Source organism: Shewanella marisflavi (assembly GCF_023283925.1).
Classification (GTDB): Bacteria; Pseudomonadota; Gammaproteobacteria; order Enterobacterales; family Shewanellaceae; genus Shewanella; species Shewanella marisflavi.
This window is the reverse complement of the sequence record NZ_JAKIKX010000014.1, coordinates 1-15,984: the sequence shown is the minus strand read 5'-3', so window position 1 is coordinate 15,984 and position 15,984 is coordinate 1. Positions and strand designations below refer to the sequence as shown.

The window sequence follows — 15,984 nt, the reverse complement described above, 5'->3', positions numbered from 1 at the left end:
AGCTTTCTTGAGTTCAGGCTTGGCCTGCTGCCTATTTTGCCTTAGGTCTGAAAGGCTTGATCACTGACTCATCGCATTCCAGATAAGGGCCTTCCATCAGATCGATGCAGTAAGGGATAGCAGGGAATACGGCGTCCAGACACTCACGGATCGACTTGGGCTTGCCAGGCAGGTTGACGATCAGGCTGTCACCACGCAGACCCGCCGTTTGACGAGACAGGATAGCGGTCGGCACAAACTTGAGTGATTCGGCGCGCATTAGCTCGCCAAAGCCAGGCATCATGCGCTCACACACGGCCTCGGTTGCCTCCGGCGTCACGTCACGCTTAGCCGGGCCTGTGCCACCAGTGGTAACGATGAGACAACAATCTTGCTGATCGGCCATCTTAATCAAGGTCTGTTCGATAATAGGCTGCTCATCGGGAATGACTTCATAGACAGGCTCCCACTCCGAGGTGAGGTATTCCCCCAAGACCTCGATAATTGCCTTACCGGAAATGTCTTCATACACGCCTGCACTGGCGCGATCACTGACGGTAACTATGCCAATCTTTGCTTTTGCCATTCCACTTTTCCTTTGATTTTTTTGAGTCGCGAGCGGTGCTTGATGCCGCTCCATCGGTGCGCCCTAAAATAACATATTTTGTGCGTCACTAAAGCCGTCGAGACCGAATAACGCGATCCCATCGAGCAAAGCTAGGTCTGGCAGCAGGCAAGGGTCTCTTCCAGCAGATCGAGAAACGCCTGTTGATTGGCAATAATGGCTTCTAGATCGCCGCGCCGCGCATCTATCTCTACTTGTCGGGCAAGCTTTACCAGAGCGGTCATACTCAAGTTGCTGGCAGCGCCTTTGATGGCGTGTACACTTGAGCGAATGGCGTCGCAATCGGCCGCGTCTATGCCTGCGACAAAGGCATTTTTGTGGTGCAGCATCTCATCCACAAATACCTTTAGCACCTCATCGAGCAGCTCCTGATCGCCTGACATCAAGGCCAGGGCCCTGTCTCGATCAAACAGCGGATTGGCCTCCTCTACCGAAGCTGGTACCACTTCTATTACTGGCTCATGGGGCAGCGCAGATTCATAGTTTGGCTGACTCAGGGAGAACCAGCGATACAGACACTCTTTCAGTACCTCCAGCACCAAGGGTTTAGTCAGATAATCATCCATACCTGCACGTATACAATGCTCCCGGTCACCTTTCATCGCATTGGCAGTCAAAGCAATAATGGGCAGGGCGCAGAACTGACTGCCCCCTTGCCCCTCACGAATCGCCGCCGTCGCCTGAAACCCGTCCATCTCAGGCATCAGGCAATCCATCAGAATCAACAGGTAGGGATTATCCTGCTTCGCCGACAGCAGCTCCAAGGCTTCTCGACCATTGTTAACCACATCGGCCTCAACACCCAGTTGGTGTAACATCCCCAAAGCAACCATCTGATTGACCTTGTTATCCTCCACCACCAGCACCTTAGGCTTAGTCATACTGGGTTTAACAATCGGCTCTATGTTGGGCTCATACTCCTGTTCCAGCGGCTGATCCGACAGGGCGCGGATCAGCTGGCCAATGTTCAATGGCCGCCCCAGATGAGGCACTCTGGCATCTTGTTTCTCAAACTCTAATTGCTGCCAATGGGCGAGTAGCGGCAAGACTATGGCACTTTGCTCTTCGGCCAACTGGCGCCAACGACTCAGCTCGCCGGAAAAGGTCTCCCGCTCGGCGGAGAAACTATAAATGATGACATCTGAAGCGGGAATGGCTTGGTTCGCATCGAGAAATGTCACCTTAGCTCCCCAGCTGGTGAGCAACTCTCCTAGCATCTGCTCGAAGTCATTCAATTGGCCCATTAACGTGACTCGCTCAGGCGCCAAGCCTGTTCGCCAATCTTGCTCCCCATCCGTTTGAGCTGGCTGCTGAGCCAGGGTAAAGCTAAAGATACTCCCCACTTCCTGCTGGCTCTCGACCGTTATCTCCCCCTGCATTAACTCACACAAGCGTTTCGCGATAGAGAGGCCCAGACCTGTGCCGCCAAACATACGGGTCGTCGAGCTGTCGCCTTGAATAAAGGGGTTAAACAACATGGCGAGCTTTTCTTTGGCTATGCCTATGCCGGTATCTTCAACCTCACAGCAAAATTGCAGCGATCCCGACTCTGTTTTCCAATTTGACAGCCTAAGGGCAATCCATCCCTCATCGGTAAACTTAATGGCATTGCCAACCAGATTCATCAAGATCTGGCGCAATCGGCTGGGATCACCCACTACATAGCGGTACTCTAATTGACTGATATCCACGAACAAGGGCAGATGTCGCTCTTCTAACTTTAACGTTACCGACTGCACAAACTGATCGATAAGCTCCACCAAGTCGAACTCGATTGCCTCGATCTCAAATTTACCTGACTCTATCTTGGAAAAGTCGAGAATGTCATTTAGCAGCGACAACAAAGACTCAGCGCTGGTGGAGGCCACATCCACATAACGCTTTTGCATTGGCGACAAGTCAGTCTCAGCCAGCAGCCCTAAGATACCGATCACGCCATTCATTGGCGTACGTAATTCATGGCTCATGCAGGCTAAGAAGTCCTCCTTGATCTTGGCGGCGACTTCCGCCTTCTCACGAGCCTCTGAGAGCGCCCAGTTATTGAACTCCATCTCTTGAGCGTAAGACTCGATTTTGCGCTCATTAATCTTCATCCGAGTCAGGTCTTCGACACAGACAAAGTATCCTTCAACCTTGCCGTCATCGCCGATGTCGGGCACATAGGTGATATGGAAAAATCTAGGCTGTTTCTGTGCATCTAAGGTTTCTGCCTCAAACACCTGCTTCTTGCCTTCAAGCACCCCCTGCTGATAAGGCTGGATCAGCTGATAGACATCCTGAGGTAATACCGCCTCGACCTTTTGGTCTAATACCTGCTCTTCTGACTTGCCAAACCATTGAAGGTAATGCTGATTAATAAAGCGATAGCGGGTTCTGGCGTCCACATAGGCCAACTGAATAGGAATCACATTGGTAATGTTATCGATATATCGCCGTGATTTATCCAGCTCTAACTGCTTCTGGTTACGGGCGCGGACGGCTTCGTTATAGCTGTTTACCAAGACACCAAACTCATCTTCATTGTCCAGGCGTATGATCTTATGGCCACCAAAGGCCTCAATTTGACGCCGAATACGGCGAATGGGATCAAGCAATACCTTGTGCTGCACAAAGAGGTTTACCACCAGCAAGATGGCAAAGCCTAGTAATAGAATGCCCACATAATGGAATAGCTCCTTAGAGCTATGTGCCTCGATGTCACTGGCGTCGTATTTGACATAGAGTACATAGGCCCTAAGTCGCTGCTGCTCTGGCGAGATGAGATAAACCTGCTGCACCTTGTGCACCATGCTCCCCTTGCGCAACACCTCCTTGACACTCTGCTTATCGCTAACATGATTTATCATCTCGACCAACTCAGGCGCCAAGTTACCCGACAATGCTCCCCCCTGATATTGGGACAGATTATCGGCCACTATCTGCTTCAGGCGAGGATCGAATAGCATCAAACGCCTGATACTGCCTTGGGCAGCGATACTATTAACGACTCGACGCATGTTACTAAAGTCAGTGCTGACCTCAAGGGCAAGTCGAAGCGAGACAGAGACCTGAGCAATCTCATTATCCACCTGATGCTCGGTGCGCTCCAACATCTCCTCGTAATAGTAAAGGGCAATCAAACCAGAGATGACCAAGGCACACACTAAAGTAGCCAGATTCAGCTTATAGACAATGCCCCGAGCTATCTTGTCTCGATATTCGCGCAGCATAGACTAGTGCTCTTGATAAAAGAGATTATCGATATGAGCACAGTCGGATTCTATCGACTCTATCTTCACTAAGGTCTGACAAACACTATGACCCAAAGCCTTCAGCTTATCAGGTTGATGAAATAGCTTGTTTTGTTCATCATGACTAAGCAACTTGAGATCCATAAGCGCCGCCTCAAAGTCAGCTACCGATAAACCTTCTCGCTGCGCCATAATCGCAATCGCCTCATCGGGATACTCTTGCAGATAGTCCATCGCCATCTGCCACGCCTTTTGGATCTGACCCACCAGCTCTGGATGCTTAGCCAATACGGCAGAGGAGATAGACAGAGTATCTAACACCTCCTCGGGGATCTCCTTGGTAGAAAATAGCTCTTGATAGTTACCTGTAGACTGTATCTCCACCGAGTAGGGCGGATAGGTTACCATGGCGTCAATCTTGCCAATGGCTAAAGCACTGGCTCCTGCACCCTGCTCCACATTGATGATCTTCACATCATCAAGCTGCATCTGATACAGATTTAACGCCCGCTCCAACACAAAGATCCCCAGCGAACTGACCTCACAACCTATGGTTTTGCCCCTAAGCGCCTGCATATTCTCCACAGAATTAGGTGCAATAATCACATCGCCACCATCGGAATAATCGGCTAACAGCACGACCTTAACGGGTTGCCCATCCAAGGCTTCCACCTGAATCGCCTCTATCATGGTGCTGGCAAAGCCATCGACATAACCGGTTAAGTAAGCGCGCTGGGCATCGGACAAGGTTGAGACCTGTACCAGCTCAATGTAGGCGCCCACCTGAGTGAAAAAACCTTTCTGTTGCGCCAGATATAAGAGCTCATACCCGGGCCAAGGGTTCAGGGCTAGGGTGATCGGCTCCTCCACCTTCTTAGGTTCACAAGCAGTGAGCAGCAACGCTGTTAGCAACAAAAAAATTCCCTTTATCATTTTTGTCATTCCTTAATCTTCTTCTACCGTAAGATAGGCACCGTCCTGATAGCAAACCACTCGGTTTCGTCCATCAGCCTTTGCCTTATAAACGGCCTCATCGGCCAACACTAAAAGGTGTGATAGATCGGCATTATGGTAGTTCGCGGTCACCACACCAAAACTGCCGGTCACCTCCAGTCCCATAGGTTTAAGTCGCGCCAACTGCTGACGGACATATTCCGTTTTCTCTCTTGCGATATCCAGGCCACACTCCATGAGGATCACAAACTCCTCCCCCCCCATGCGCGCCACCAGATCTTCTTTGCGAAAGCTCTCCTGTAGCAATTTAGCGACCGCCTGTAGCACGAGATCGCCAACATGATGACCATTGAAATCGTTGATTTTTTTGAAATGATCCAGATCCAGCATCACGATAGCCAGTTCGCTTCGATGGCGAACCATGCTAGAAAGGCTCTGAGCGGCACGCTCGGCGAGAAAATGACGGTTATAAAGGCCCGTAAGTTGATCATGCAGCGCCATAAACTTAAGTTTATCGCTATGCTGCTTAAGCTGAATATGGGTGGAGACTCTGGCACGCACTATGGCTGGTCGTATCGGTTTAGTAATGTAGTCGACTGCACCTATCTCCAGCCCCTTCTGCTCATCCTCATCTGAGTCTTTAGCAGTCACAAAAATGATAGGGATATCTGCGGTCTCAGGATCTGCCTTTAACTGACGACACACCTGATAACCATCCAGACCGGGCATAATGACATCCAGCAGAATAATATCTGGCTTCTGCTTGGCTACCTTAAGACACTCTTCGCCACTTTCGGCTGTCCAGACCTGATACATATCCTTAAGGCATTGCCTCATGATCAGGACATTAGTCTTAACGTCATCTACCACCAGCACTACTGATTGTTCGTCCATGCAATCCCCTAATCAGCCCAGGTCAATTAGCCACAATGTTTCAAAAGGATAGAGATATTTTTAAGTGTAGCAGAAAGGATTTTTTCATCCTGAAAACTCATGAGCGGCCCCATTCAATACGCAAAATCATCACTGGCATAAACGTAGAAAACAAAAAGGCCAATCCTATGGATTGGCCTTTCGAGCAAGATACGCCTAGAAGCGATAGATTTAACCGATAACCGACTTAGTTTCCCACTGAATCACGTCATGGAGGCAAGAAAACGGCTACACAGCTAGGCCAACCGCGACACCAGAAGCCCAGGCCCACTGAAAATTGAAACCGCCGAGCCAACCGCTGACATCCATCACCTCGCCGGCAAAGTAGAGCCCTGGCACCTTCTTGCTCTGCATATCTTTAGAAGAGAGCTCGTTAGTATCCACGCCACCTAAGGTCACCTCGGCAGTGCGATAGCCTTCAGTACCGTTCATCAAAAGCTGCCAGTTATGAAGATTATCTGCCACTTGGTCACGCTGGGCATGCACCAGCTGATTAAGTGCCATGTTGAGTAGTGCCTCATCGAACAACACCTCAACCAGTCGCTTGGGCAACCACTGGGACAGGGTATTACGCAGACTCTGCTTGGGGTGATTGGCCAACGCCTCGCTCAAGGCCTCTGCGGCATCGACCTGAGGCAGCAGGTTAATCGAGATACTTTCGCCTGGCTGCCAGTAGTTGGAGATCTGTAAAATCGCCGGACCAGAAAGGCCTCTGTGGGTAAACAGCAGCGCCTCACTAAACTGAGTACCGTCTTGGGCGGTAATGGTACTGGGCACAGCGATACCCGATAGCGGCTCAAATTTCTGCTTCTGCTCACTATGCCAGGTAAAAGGCACCAGGCCTGCGTGAGTCGGCAACACCTTAAGACCAAACTGCTCGGCGATCTGATAGCCAAACGGTGAGGCGCCCAATTTGGGCATAGAGAGCCCACCAGTCGCCACCACCAAAGACTCACAGCTGTATGCACCCTTGCTGGTTTCCAGCATAAACAGGCCGTCTTCCTGCTTGGTGATGGAGAGAATATCGGTACGCAGTTGCACCTGTGCGCCCGCCCACTCACACTCGGTCACCAGCATGGTCACTATCTCTTTGGCCGAGTCGTTACAGAACAGCTGGCCATGATCCCGCTGGTGATATTCGATGCCATGACGCTCAACCAACTCAATAAAATCTTGCGATGAGTAACGCGCCAAAGCCGACTTCACGAAATGGGGATTGGCGCAGATAAAGTTACCCGGTTCCACCTTAAGATTAGTAAAATTGCAACGACCACCGCCGCTGATCAAGATCTTGCGCCCCGCCTGTTTGCCGTTATCTAACACCAGGACATCTCGACCACGATAGCCCGCTGTCGCCGCGCACATGAGGCCCGCCGCGCCCGCACCGATAATGATCACGTCATGATGTTTCACTTAAATACCGCCTCAAACAAGTTAATAGCTAACGGACGCAAAGTCCTAACATCCACTAAGTAGATGGAATGGCGCAATATGTCTGGAACATTTTTGGCCTTGCATAAATCCCCTCTTAGCCCATCCGTGGGCACCGGGGATAAATATGTCCATATACAAATCACCTCTTTGCCCATCCGTGGGCACCGGGGATAAATACATCCTTGTATAAAAAAGGGCGCTATTTTAGCACCCTTTGTTCGATTTAGCATGAGTCGCCGATGGCCACTATTCGCTGTCTGCCGTCTCCGACTTTTTCTCTCTCGCCAACAAGTCCTTGGCCGCCTCATGTGGCGTGCCGCCTTGATAGAGCACCTTATACACCTGTTCGGTGATCGGCATCTCGACACCAAGACGCTTAGCCAAGGTATAGACCTCTTTGGTATTGCGATAGCCTTCAACCACCTGACCAATCTCGGTCTGGGCGGTATCGACATCTTTACCCTGACCTAGGGCTAAACCAAAACGACGATTACGCGACTGATTGTCGGTACAGGTCAACACCAGATCACCCAGACCCGCCATCCCCATAAAGGTAGACGGCTGTGCACCAATAGCTTCACCCAATCGTGTAAGCTCAACCAAGCCTCGAGTGATCAAAGCAGTACGGGCGTTAGCACCAAAGCCTATGCCATCTGACATACCGGCGCTGATAGCGATCACATTCTTTACTGCGCCACCAAGCTGCAGACCAATAAAATCGTCATTGGCATAGACACGCAACCGCTTAGGGCTGTGCAGCAGCTCGACCAGATCATTGGTAAAGGTTTCATCGGTACCAGCAACTGAGATAGCGGTTGGCAAGCCAGCCGCCAGCTCTTTGGCAAAAGTGGGACCCGACAAGACCGCCAACGGATATTCATCACCTAAGATTTCTCGCGCCACTTCTTGCAGCAAACGACCCGTTTCAGGTTCAAGACCTTTGGTCGCCCAGACAATACGCGCATCTTTGCGCAGCAGAGGCTTAGCCTGTTTCAGTACCAGACCAAATACATGGCTTGGCACTACCACCAACACATTGTTAGAGGCGGCTAGGGCGGTAGCAAGATCCGCTTCGGGAATCAAAAGATCCGGCAATGCAATACCGGGCAGAAACGCCTCATTGGATCGATCACGCTTAAGGTTCTCGATATGATCGGGCTCATGGCCCCAAATAAGGGTTTTATGTCCGTTACTGGCTAGAGAAATAGCAAGGGCGGTGCCATAAGAGCCCGCCCCCAGTACCGTAATATCGGCAGTATTGTTCATGCGTAATTAAGCGTTCGCTTCTGCGGCTTCACCAGCAGCTTCGGCTTGCGCCTGACGCTGTTGAACATACTGTGCAAACAGCGCGTCAAAGTTAACTGGAGCCAGGTTTAGTTGTGGGAAAGTACCACGAGCAACCAGGCTACCAACAACTTCGCGAGCATATGGGAACAGTACGTTAGGGCAATATGCACCTAGAGAGTGAGCCAGTTGCTGTTCAGTCAGACCTGCGATAGCGAAGATACCTGCTTGTTGTACTTCACATAGGAAAGCAGTTTCTTCACCGTTTTTAGCCGTCACAGTAAGAGAAAGGACAACTTCATAAACATCATCAGCCAGCTTAGCGCTGCGAGTGTCTAGGTCTAGTTTAACTTCTGGGTTCCACTCTTTCTGGAAAACAGCTGGGCTGTTTGGTGTTTCGAAAGAGATATCTTTAGTGTAAACACGTTGAATGTTGAACTGTGGACCCTGTTGTTCGTTATTTACTGCTTCAGCCATAATTTCCTACCTAATCAATTTTGTTCGATTCATCCAATGAGAAGAATCATCTTTAGGGCCTTTGTTACTCGAGTCCTAATTTAGACCTCAGCCACCATCCCGATTTAGTATTCCTTAAATCTCACCTATGGGTGGATTTAAGCCATTTTTTATAAGAGATGACACTCTAATCAAAGATGCTTTACAAAAGCAATCCTTGTGTGGGTTATCTTTTGGTTTTGGCAACAGGTAAGTTATTTTGTTGCCATTCGCTCATCCCACCCTTGAGGTTATACACAGACTCAAAGCCTGCTTTAACCATCAATTGAGCTGCTTGCGACGAGGTCATTCCTGCATTGCATACCATTATAATGGGACTGGCTTTGAACTTTTCAAGGGCAGATGTCTGATTATTTTTAATTTCAGACAAAGGCAGGTTAATCGCATCAACGATATGACCTTTCTTAAACTCTTCCTTGGAGCGCACATCAACCACCTTGGCGTCTTGTTTGTTAATTAACAAGGTTGCTTGCTGATGATCTACTGTTTTCACTTTTGAGATACTAGACTTAAAAACGCTCACGATAAGCGCTGCAAACAAGCCCACCCAGGCAAGACTTAGCATAGGGTTGGCTTTAAAAAATTCGATATATTCTTGCATTATTTTCGGCCTACTTCTGTGGCTTTAAAGACGGTTTGGGCTGAGAGTATAACCGATTGTCAAAGCAGATTGCAGCATGTTGTTCATCCCAGGCGGGAGGCTGATATTGAGAGAACCCTTAATTTGTGACGGGCTCGATAACTGCTATCGAAGTAAATCGCTTTTTGATCGCCCTCGTACGTAGTAATATTTATCCAATTTCAGAATTCTAGTTTTCTTTTTAACGTTAATAGGTACCACCATGACGACACGCAAACGCCCATTGGCACTGCTGATCCTCGATGGCTGGGGTTACCGTGAAAATACCCATATGAACGCGGTATATCACGCCAACACTCCTGTCTTAGATCGCCTCAACAAAGAATACCCCAATAGCCTGATCTCAGGCTCGGGGCTGGATGTCGGCCTGCCCGACGGCCAAATGGGCAACTCAGAAGTCGGCCACATCAACATAGGCTCTGGCCGCGTGGTCTATCAAGAACTGACCCGCATAGGCAAGTCAATTGAAGATGGTGAGTTCGACCATAATCCAGCCTTTGTCGAAGCGATCGACAAAGCTATCGCCGCAGACGGTGCGGTGCATATCATGGGCCTGCTCTCTCCGGGCGGCGTCCACAGCCATGAAAGCCATATTCAAGCCATGTGTCAGATGGCTGTTAAGCGTGGCGCGAAGAAAGTTTACTTACATGCCTTCCTCGATGGTCGTGACACTCCACCGAGAAGCGCTAAGTCTAGCCTGGCACATTTCAATGAGATGTTTGCCGAGCTGGGTACCGGCCGTATCGCCTCGTTAATTGGCCGTTACTACGCCATGGACAGAGACAACCGCTGGGATCGTGTCTCTCAGGCCTACGAACTAATCACCCAGGGCAAGGCGCTGCACCAGTATCAAGATGCCGTTGAGGCCCTTGAAGCCGCTTATAGCCGTGATGAAAACGACGAGTTTGTTGCCAGCTCGGCCATTACAGACGCAGACGGTCAGGTCGCCAGTCTGAATGATAACGACGCACTGATCTTCATGAACTTCCGCGCCGACCGCGCACGCCAGATCACCCGTAGTTTCGTCGATCCGAACTTCGACGGCTTCGAACGTGCGGTAACGCCTAAGATCAACTTCGTCATGCTGACCGAGTACGCCGCCGATATTAAGGCCGCTATTGCTTATCCTTCGGTGGATCTGGTCAACACCCTGGGCGAAGTGCTGCAAAACAACGGCAAGACGCAGCTGCGTATCTCGGAAACCGAGAAGTACGCCCACGTCACCTTCTTCTTTAATGGCGGCAAAGAGGAGCCATTTGAGGGTGAAGAGAGAATTCTTATCCAATCGCCTAAGGTCGCTACCTATGACCTGCAACCAGAGATGAGTTCGACCGAGTTAACCGACAAGTTGGTTGAAGCCATAGAATCAACCAAATATGACGTGATCATCTGTAACTACCCTAACGGCGATATGGTGGGCCATACCGGTAACTTCGACGCGGCGGTTAAAGCCTGTGAAGCGGTCGACACCTGTATCGGTCGTGTCGTTGAAGCGCTGGCCAAGGTAGATGGTGAATGTTTGATCACCGCTGACCATGGTAACGCAGAGCAGATGACAGATGAGCAAACTGGTCAGGCCCATACGGCACACACCAGTGAACTCGTGCCGCTGATCTATGTTGGCCGTAAGGGTGAGATCTCGCCAAACGGAAGATTAAGTGATTTAGCACCAACCATGTTAACCTTGATGGGACAAACTGTGCCGTCAGAGATGACAGGGCGCTCTATCATTACCCTAAGCGAGTAACGACTCTTTGCTTAAACGATTTGGTTTCTATAAAGCCAGCATACTTGCTGGCTTTATCATGCTCTCTTGCACTGTTCAGGCCGCTGACCTGAAGCAGCGCCAATCCGAACTCGAAGCCATCCAGAAACAGATAAGCAGCCAGCAATCGGCCCTTAAAGACACCAGTCGTCAACATGAAAGTCTGATAGATCTCCTCAAGAAAGATGAGCAAGCCATCGCCGAAGCCGCCAAGAAGGTCACCCGGACCCAGGCATCACTGGCACAGACAGATGAGAAACTGGCCGAGTTAAACAGCCGCAAGACAGAATTAGATAACCTAAAGAAGAAACAACAGAAAACCCTATCGAATCAGTTAGCCAGTGCCTACCTGGCAGGCAACCACGACTACACAAAAATGCTGCTCAATCAGCAGAGTCCGGCAACCATAGAACGATTACTCGCCTACTACCAATTCCTCAACAAGGCGAGAATGGACTCCATAGAGCAACTACAGCAGACAATGACAGAGCTGACGACTATTGAGTCAGAGCAAAAGACCCAACAAGCTAAGCTCAATGAGCTGATCCTCAATCAACAGCAACAGGCCAAGGTTCTCACCCAAGAGCAGCACCAGCGTCAACAGACCCTGAAACAGATTGAGCGCACCCTTAACTCCCATGGTGCCAAGTTAGAACAACTACAAATTGAAGAGGCCAGTTTAAAGCGCGTTGTCGAACAAGCCCTAAAGGCGATGAAAGACAACCCCAGCATGGAAGGACTATCGAGCCGTCAAAAACTAAGCTGGCCAACCAAAGGACGCATTCGCGCCGGCTTTGGTAGTCGCCGCTCCGGCGAAGTGAAATGGAAAGGGGTCATGATGGCCGCGCCCGAAGGGCAGAATATTAATGCCATCGCCTCAGGCAAGGTGATCTATGCCGACTGGCTCAGGGGCTTTGGTATGGTGATGGTCGTCGATCACGGCAAGGGCTATATGAGTCTGTATGGTCATGCTCAAACACTACTCAAAAATGCCGGTGACAGCGTCAACAAGGGCGAGACCATAGCTTTGGTTGGTCGCTCGGGTGGACAAACAGAACCTGGCCTATACTTTGAAGTAAGGCATAAGGGGCAAGCCGTCGATCCTGCGAGATACTGCAGGCGATAATGCGACAACGACCCCGAGTGATGGGGGAGGTTGTCCATGTCTCAATTAATTCGTTATTTCAGCTGCGTCGCCTTAGGCCTGACGCTTGGTCTCTCCATCACTTTGTTTGGCCACGAAAACGCCAAAGAGTACCAAGCTAAGGTCAACTACCCCTTACTGATCGATATCATCAGCACTATCGAAACCTACTATGTCGATAAACTTTCCCAGGAAGAGCTAATCCAAGCCGCCATCGATGGGGTATTCGCCAAGTTAGATCCTTATTCAAACTTCCTCGACAGCCAGGCCTTTTCCGATATCAAGGATGCCAATAAGGGGGAATACTTTGGCTTTGGTATCGAGATAGCCACAGATCAGAATCAGGTGACCATCATCAGCCCCTTTCCCCATTCACCGGCGGCCAATGCTGGGATTCAGCCAGGGGACCGCATTATCAAGGTGAATAACGAAACCGTTACGGCTAAGCAATTGGATAATGTACTCGAAGAGATCAAATTCCACAGCAAACACAATCTGGCCATCAACCTTTCCCTCAGCCGCGCCAACTCCGAGACCCTTTTCGATGTGACTCTCACGCCCAGCCTGATTGACGTTAATTCAGTTGAAGCCAAACTCCTCGACAACGGCGTTGGCTATATCAAGCTCTCCAGCTTTCAAGATGATTCTACCGAAGATTTGATCAAACAGCTCACAGAGTGGCAAAACCAGCCCATGACAGGCCTGATTTTAGATCTACGCAACAACCCGGGCGGCTTATTAGATCAGGCCATTAAGATAGCCGACATTTTCCTCGCTAAAGGGCGAATCGTGTCAACCAGGGGCCGCTTCTTCGACGCCAACTCAGACTACTTTGCCTCGCCACAAACCATGTTCTCCAAGTTGCCGCTTACAGTATTAATTAACAAGGGATCGGCCTCAGCCTCCGAGGTACTCGCAGCGGCGCTGCAGGAGAATAAACGCGCTACCCTGATAGGTGAAAAGAGCTTCGGTAAAGGCACAGTGCAAAGCCTTATCCCAACTCTGATAGAGGGTAATGCTATCAAGCTCACCATAGCCCATTACACCACCCCTAAAGGACAAGACATACATGCCATTGGCATTGCGCCGGATATAAATATCCCCAGCGAGACTATGACTGCCGAGCAAAGTATGCCTATAATCCCTGAGCAATCACCCCATGATGACCTTGCCCAGGATCAAATAGTCCAATCGGCAATCTCATGGATAAAAACAAATAGTTAGTGAATAAAAAAACAGTGCGCTTATTACTCTTATTAGCTGTCTTATTTACCACACAATTCGTCAACGCCGCCCAGGTCTCCATCATCATAGATGATATCGGTTATCGTCAAACCGACGAGGCCGTATTGGCGCTGCCAACTACCGTTACCCTTTCCGTGCTACCCCACACGCCACTGGGCGAAAAGCTCGCTGCTATCGGCCATAGTAAAGGTCATGAGATCATGCTGCATCTGCCCATGCAAGCCCTCAACGGCAAGGCTCTGGGACCAGGCGGACTCACTAACCAAATGAACGAAAAAGAGTTCAAACAAGCGGTTCAAGACGCGTTTGAAAGCATCCCCTATGCCCGCGGAGTCAATAATCACATGGGCAGCCTGTTAACCCAACTCGAAGCACCTATGAGTTGGCTAATGGAAAGCCTCAGGCAAAAAGAGAGTTACTTTATCGATAGCATGACCACGAGGTACAGCAAGGCGGGAGAGGCTGCCGACAAGCAGGGTATTCCTTTGTTAAAACGTCAGCTATTCTTAGATAACGATGTGTCGCCACAGGCATTAGAGAAACAGTTTAACCAGCTGATAAAATTAGCAAATAAAGAAGGTAAGGTGATAGTGATTGCTCACCCTTACCCTGAGACCATACGCTTCTTGCAGGCTAATCTACCTAGGCTTACCGATGAAGGGATCAACTTAGTTAACTCATCGAGACTCTTGCCTTATCGCATCGCACATAAACAGCAAAATACCGGCGATAAGGCACACTTAAGATAGAGAATTAGATCTCTAATACTGGAATGGAAAGGTCAGGCAAAAGAGCCTTAAGCTCCTCACGGTTACTAACAATGTCTGCCAGAGTGTACTGATCTAGCACAGCCAGATAAGCATTCACCGCCTCAGCTAATACACCTTTTAGCTGGCATGCAGGTAAAAAGCGACAATAAGGCTTGCTACAATCAATGGGCGAGAGCGAATTCTCCAGAGTACGAACCAAGGTGCCAATATTAATCTGATCGGCAGGCTTACCTAACTTGAAACCACCGGCCTTGCCGCGCACCGTATGCAAATATCCCTCTTTACCAAGATGATGGACAATTTTAGACACATGGTTCGCCGACAGATCGAACACTTCTGTGATCTCCGCAATTCTGAACAGAGTGTCTCTTTCTGGCGATAAGGCCAGGTACATTAACGTACGAATACCAAAGTCTGTATAACGAGTTAACTGCATAACCAACCTTCTAAGATTGCGTCGCCGCTTCTAAAGATGTTATCAACCAAAGTGCTTCCTCTGCCGTTGAGCCGCAAACTTCCGGTTCGGCAATGAAGCGATCACACAGCGCCGGACGCTCAGGATGACCGAATATCTTGCAAAGATTCTGCTCATCTAACTGGATGCAACGCATCCCTGCCGGTTTGCCTTGGGGCATACCAGGAATAGGGCTGGTGATCGACGGCGCTATACAACAAGCACCACATCCGAGACGACAATTCATAGCGCATTATACCCATATTTGCGTAGCTTGTTAGTCATTAAGATCACAGCCTCAATCTGAGATCTCATAAAGCTTAGCCTCACCTAATAGTAAAAGAGATAGAACCGAGATTTCCTTATATCACAAGGTAAGCAAAAAATTTCACCACCCCAGTAGCTTAAGCCCCTTATTCAGTCCTCAAATGGATGGCTGTAGCTGCGAGTTGGTCGCAAGGCACATGGATGTGCCGAATGTCTTAGAGAAAGCTCTAGTCATGGCCAGATTCGAACCATACATCAGATATTTACTCAACGCTCATCTCACATGGGGGCGTAAGACATCCGTTTATCAAGCGAAGCTTGATGGATGGCAGGAGCGCGAAGCAGCTAGACTACGAGCTGAGGGTCTAATGAATAAAAAGGAAAGGCGCCTGTCATGAGCTTCGAGCCAGAGACTAACTCCGTCAATCTCACATGGGGGCGAAAGGCATCCGCTAATCAAGCGAAGCTTGATAGATGGCTGTAGCGCGAAGCAGCTAAGCTGCGAGCTGAGGGGGCCACACTGCGTAAGCAGCTTTGGACTGCATGTGAAGGAGGTGCTTTCGCGAAGTGTATAAACGAAAAAATCCCCAACACAGTGTGCTGGGGATTCTTCGACTCTCTTTCGAGAATAAATAGGCGTCTGGAAATGACCTACTCTCACATGGGGAGACCCCACACTACCATCGGCGCGATTGCGTTTCACTTCTGAGTTCGGGATGGGATCAGGTGGGACCACAATGCTAT

At 49.7% G+C, this 15,984-nt stretch carries 14 protein-coding genes and 1 rRNA gene; 4 read left to right on the top strand and 11 right to left on the bottom strand.

The features are described 5' to 3' along the window. Positions 1-31: 31 nt before the first annotated feature. From mog to L2712_RS18265, 8 genes are all read right to left on the bottom strand, one after another. Positions 32-565 (bottom strand): molybdopterin adenylyltransferase, encoded by a 534-nt coding sequence (mog, locus tag L2712_RS18300; RefSeq protein ID WP_248978633.1) that lies wholly within the window; start codon positions 563-565, stop codon positions 32-34. Positions 566-696: 131 nt separating this feature from the next. Next, positions 697-3,813 carry an ATP-binding protein gene (locus tag L2712_RS18295; RefSeq protein ID WP_248978632.1) on the bottom strand — a complete coding sequence of 1,039 codons (3,117 nt, stop codon included), beginning with the start codon at positions 3,811-3,813 and terminating at the stop codon, positions 697-699. 3 nt (positions 3,814-3,816) lie between these two features. Then, the gene (locus L2712_RS18290) at positions 3,817-4,767 is read right to left on the bottom strand and encodes an ABC transporter substrate-binding protein (protein WP_248978631.1); all 951 of its coding nucleotides are present in this window, start codon (positions 4,765-4,767) and stop codon (positions 3,817-3,819) included. 12 nt (positions 4,768-4,779) lie between these two features. Further along, positions 4,780-5,682 (bottom strand): diguanylate cyclase, encoded by a 903-nt coding sequence (locus L2712_RS18285; RefSeq protein ID WP_033540826.1) that lies wholly within the window; start codon positions 5,680-5,682, stop codon positions 4,780-4,782. Positions 5,683-5,949: 267 nt separating this feature from the next. Next, positions 5,950-7,134: a BaiN/RdsA family NAD(P)/FAD-dependent oxidoreductase gene (locus tag L2712_RS18280; protein WP_248978630.1), complete on the bottom strand. Its 1,185-nt coding sequence runs from the start codon at positions 7,132-7,134 to the stop codon at positions 5,950-5,952. A 267-nt stretch (positions 7,135-7,401) separates the two neighbouring features. Continuing rightward, on the bottom strand, positions 7,402-8,421 hold the full coding sequence (gene gpsA, locus L2712_RS18275; RefSeq protein ID WP_248978629.1) for an NAD(P)H-dependent glycerol-3-phosphate dehydrogenase: 1,020 nt from the start codon (positions 8,419-8,421) through the stop codon (positions 7,402-7,404). A gap of 6 nt (positions 8,422-8,427) precedes the next feature. Next, entirely contained in the window at positions 8,428-8,916 is a 489-nt protein-coding gene (secB, locus tag L2712_RS18270) for a protein-export chaperone SecB (RefSeq protein WP_033540829.1), read from the bottom strand. A gap of 205 nt (positions 8,917-9,121) precedes the next feature. After that, positions 9,122-9,556 (bottom strand): rhodanese-like domain-containing protein, encoded by a 435-nt coding sequence (locus L2712_RS18265; protein WP_033540830.1) that lies wholly within the window; start codon positions 9,554-9,556, stop codon positions 9,122-9,124. 241 nt (positions 9,557-9,797) lie between these two features. On the opposite strand from L2712_RS18265, the gene gpmM reads away from it, so the two are divergent. The 4 genes from gpmM to L2712_RS18245 are packed head-to-tail and all read left to right on the top strand — an operon-like array spanning position 9,798 to position 14,498. Further along, a complete protein-coding gene (gpmM, locus tag L2712_RS18260) occupies positions 9,798-11,342 on the top strand; it encodes a 2,3-bisphosphoglycerate-independent phosphoglycerate mutase (protein ID WP_033540831.1) in 1,545 nt (514 codons plus the stop codon). Positions 11,343-11,400: 58 nt separating this feature from the next. Beyond that, on the top strand, positions 11,401-12,486 hold the full coding sequence (locus L2712_RS18255; RefSeq protein ID WP_088906008.1) for a murein hydrolase activator EnvC family protein: 1,086 nt from the start codon (positions 11,401-11,403) through the stop codon (positions 12,484-12,486). Between the two features lie 36 nt (positions 12,487-12,522). Further along, positions 12,523-13,728 (top strand): S41 family peptidase, encoded by a 1,206-nt coding sequence (locus L2712_RS18250; RefSeq protein WP_033540833.1) that lies wholly within the window; start codon positions 12,523-12,525, stop codon positions 13,726-13,728. A gap of 14 nt (positions 13,729-13,742) precedes the next feature. Then, positions 13,743-14,498: a divergent polysaccharide deacetylase family protein gene (locus L2712_RS18245; protein ID WP_248978664.1), complete on the top strand. Its 756-nt coding sequence runs from the start codon at positions 13,743-13,745 to the stop codon at positions 14,496-14,498. A gap of 4 nt (positions 14,499-14,502) precedes the next feature. On the opposite strand, the gene L2712_RS18240 is transcribed toward L2712_RS18245, so the two are convergent. From L2712_RS18240 to rrf, 3 genes are all read right to left on the bottom strand, one after another. Then, positions 14,503-14,955: an Rrf2 family transcriptional regulator gene (locus L2712_RS18240; protein WP_033540834.1), complete on the bottom strand. Its 453-nt coding sequence runs from the start codon at positions 14,953-14,955 to the stop codon at positions 14,503-14,505. 10 nt (positions 14,956-14,965) lie between these two features. Next, positions 14,966-15,220, bottom strand: a complete 255-nt coding sequence (locus L2712_RS18235) for a YkgJ family cysteine cluster protein (RefSeq protein WP_081953874.1) — start codon at positions 15,218-15,220, stop codon at positions 14,966-14,968. A 658-nt stretch (positions 15,221-15,878) separates the two neighbouring features. Continuing rightward, positions 15,879-15,984 (bottom strand): 5S ribosomal RNA (gene rrf, locus L2712_RS18230); the annotation flags it as partial.

Coding starts and splice junctions, on each gene's coding strand:
- mog (WP_248978633.1), bottom strand. CDS start 565: ATGGCAAAAGCAAAGATTGGCATAGTTACCGTCAGTGATCGCGCCAGT.
- L2712_RS18295 (WP_248978632.1), bottom strand. CDS start 3,813: ATGCTGCGCGAATATCGAGACAAGATAGCTCGGGGCATTGTCTATAAG.
- L2712_RS18290 (WP_248978631.1), bottom strand. CDS start 4,767: ATGATAAAGGGAATTTTTTTGTTGCTAACAGCGTTGCTGCTCACTGCT.
- L2712_RS18285 (WP_033540826.1), bottom strand. CDS start 5,682: ATGGACGAACAATCAGTAGTGCTGGTGGTAGATGACGTTAAGACTAAT.
- gpsA (WP_248978629.1), bottom strand. CDS start 8,421: ATGAACAATACTGCCGATATTACGGTACTGGGGGCGGGCTCTTATGGC.
- secB (WP_033540829.1), bottom strand. CDS start 8,916: ATGGCTGAAGCAGTAAATAACGAACAACAGGGTCCACAGTTCAACATT.
- L2712_RS18265 (WP_033540830.1), bottom strand. CDS start 9,556: ATGCAAGAATATATCGAATTTTTTAAAGCCAACCCTATGCTAAGTCTT.
- gpmM (WP_033540831.1), top strand. CDS start 9,798: ATGACGACACGCAAACGCCCATTGGCACTGCTGATCCTCGATGGCTGG.
- L2712_RS18255 (WP_088906008.1), top strand. CDS start 11,401: ATGCTCTCTTGCACTGTTCAGGCCGCTGACCTGAAGCAGCGCCAATCC.
- L2712_RS18250 (WP_033540833.1), top strand. CDS start 12,523: ATGTCTCAATTAATTCGTTATTTCAGCTGCGTCGCCTTAGGCCTGACG.
- L2712_RS18240 (WP_033540834.1), bottom strand. CDS start 14,955: ATGCAGTTAACTCGTTATACAGACTTTGGTATTCGTACGTTAATGTAC.
- L2712_RS18235 (WP_081953874.1), bottom strand. CDS start 15,220: ATGAATTGTCGTCTCGGATGTGGTGCTTGTTGTATAGCGCCGTCGATC.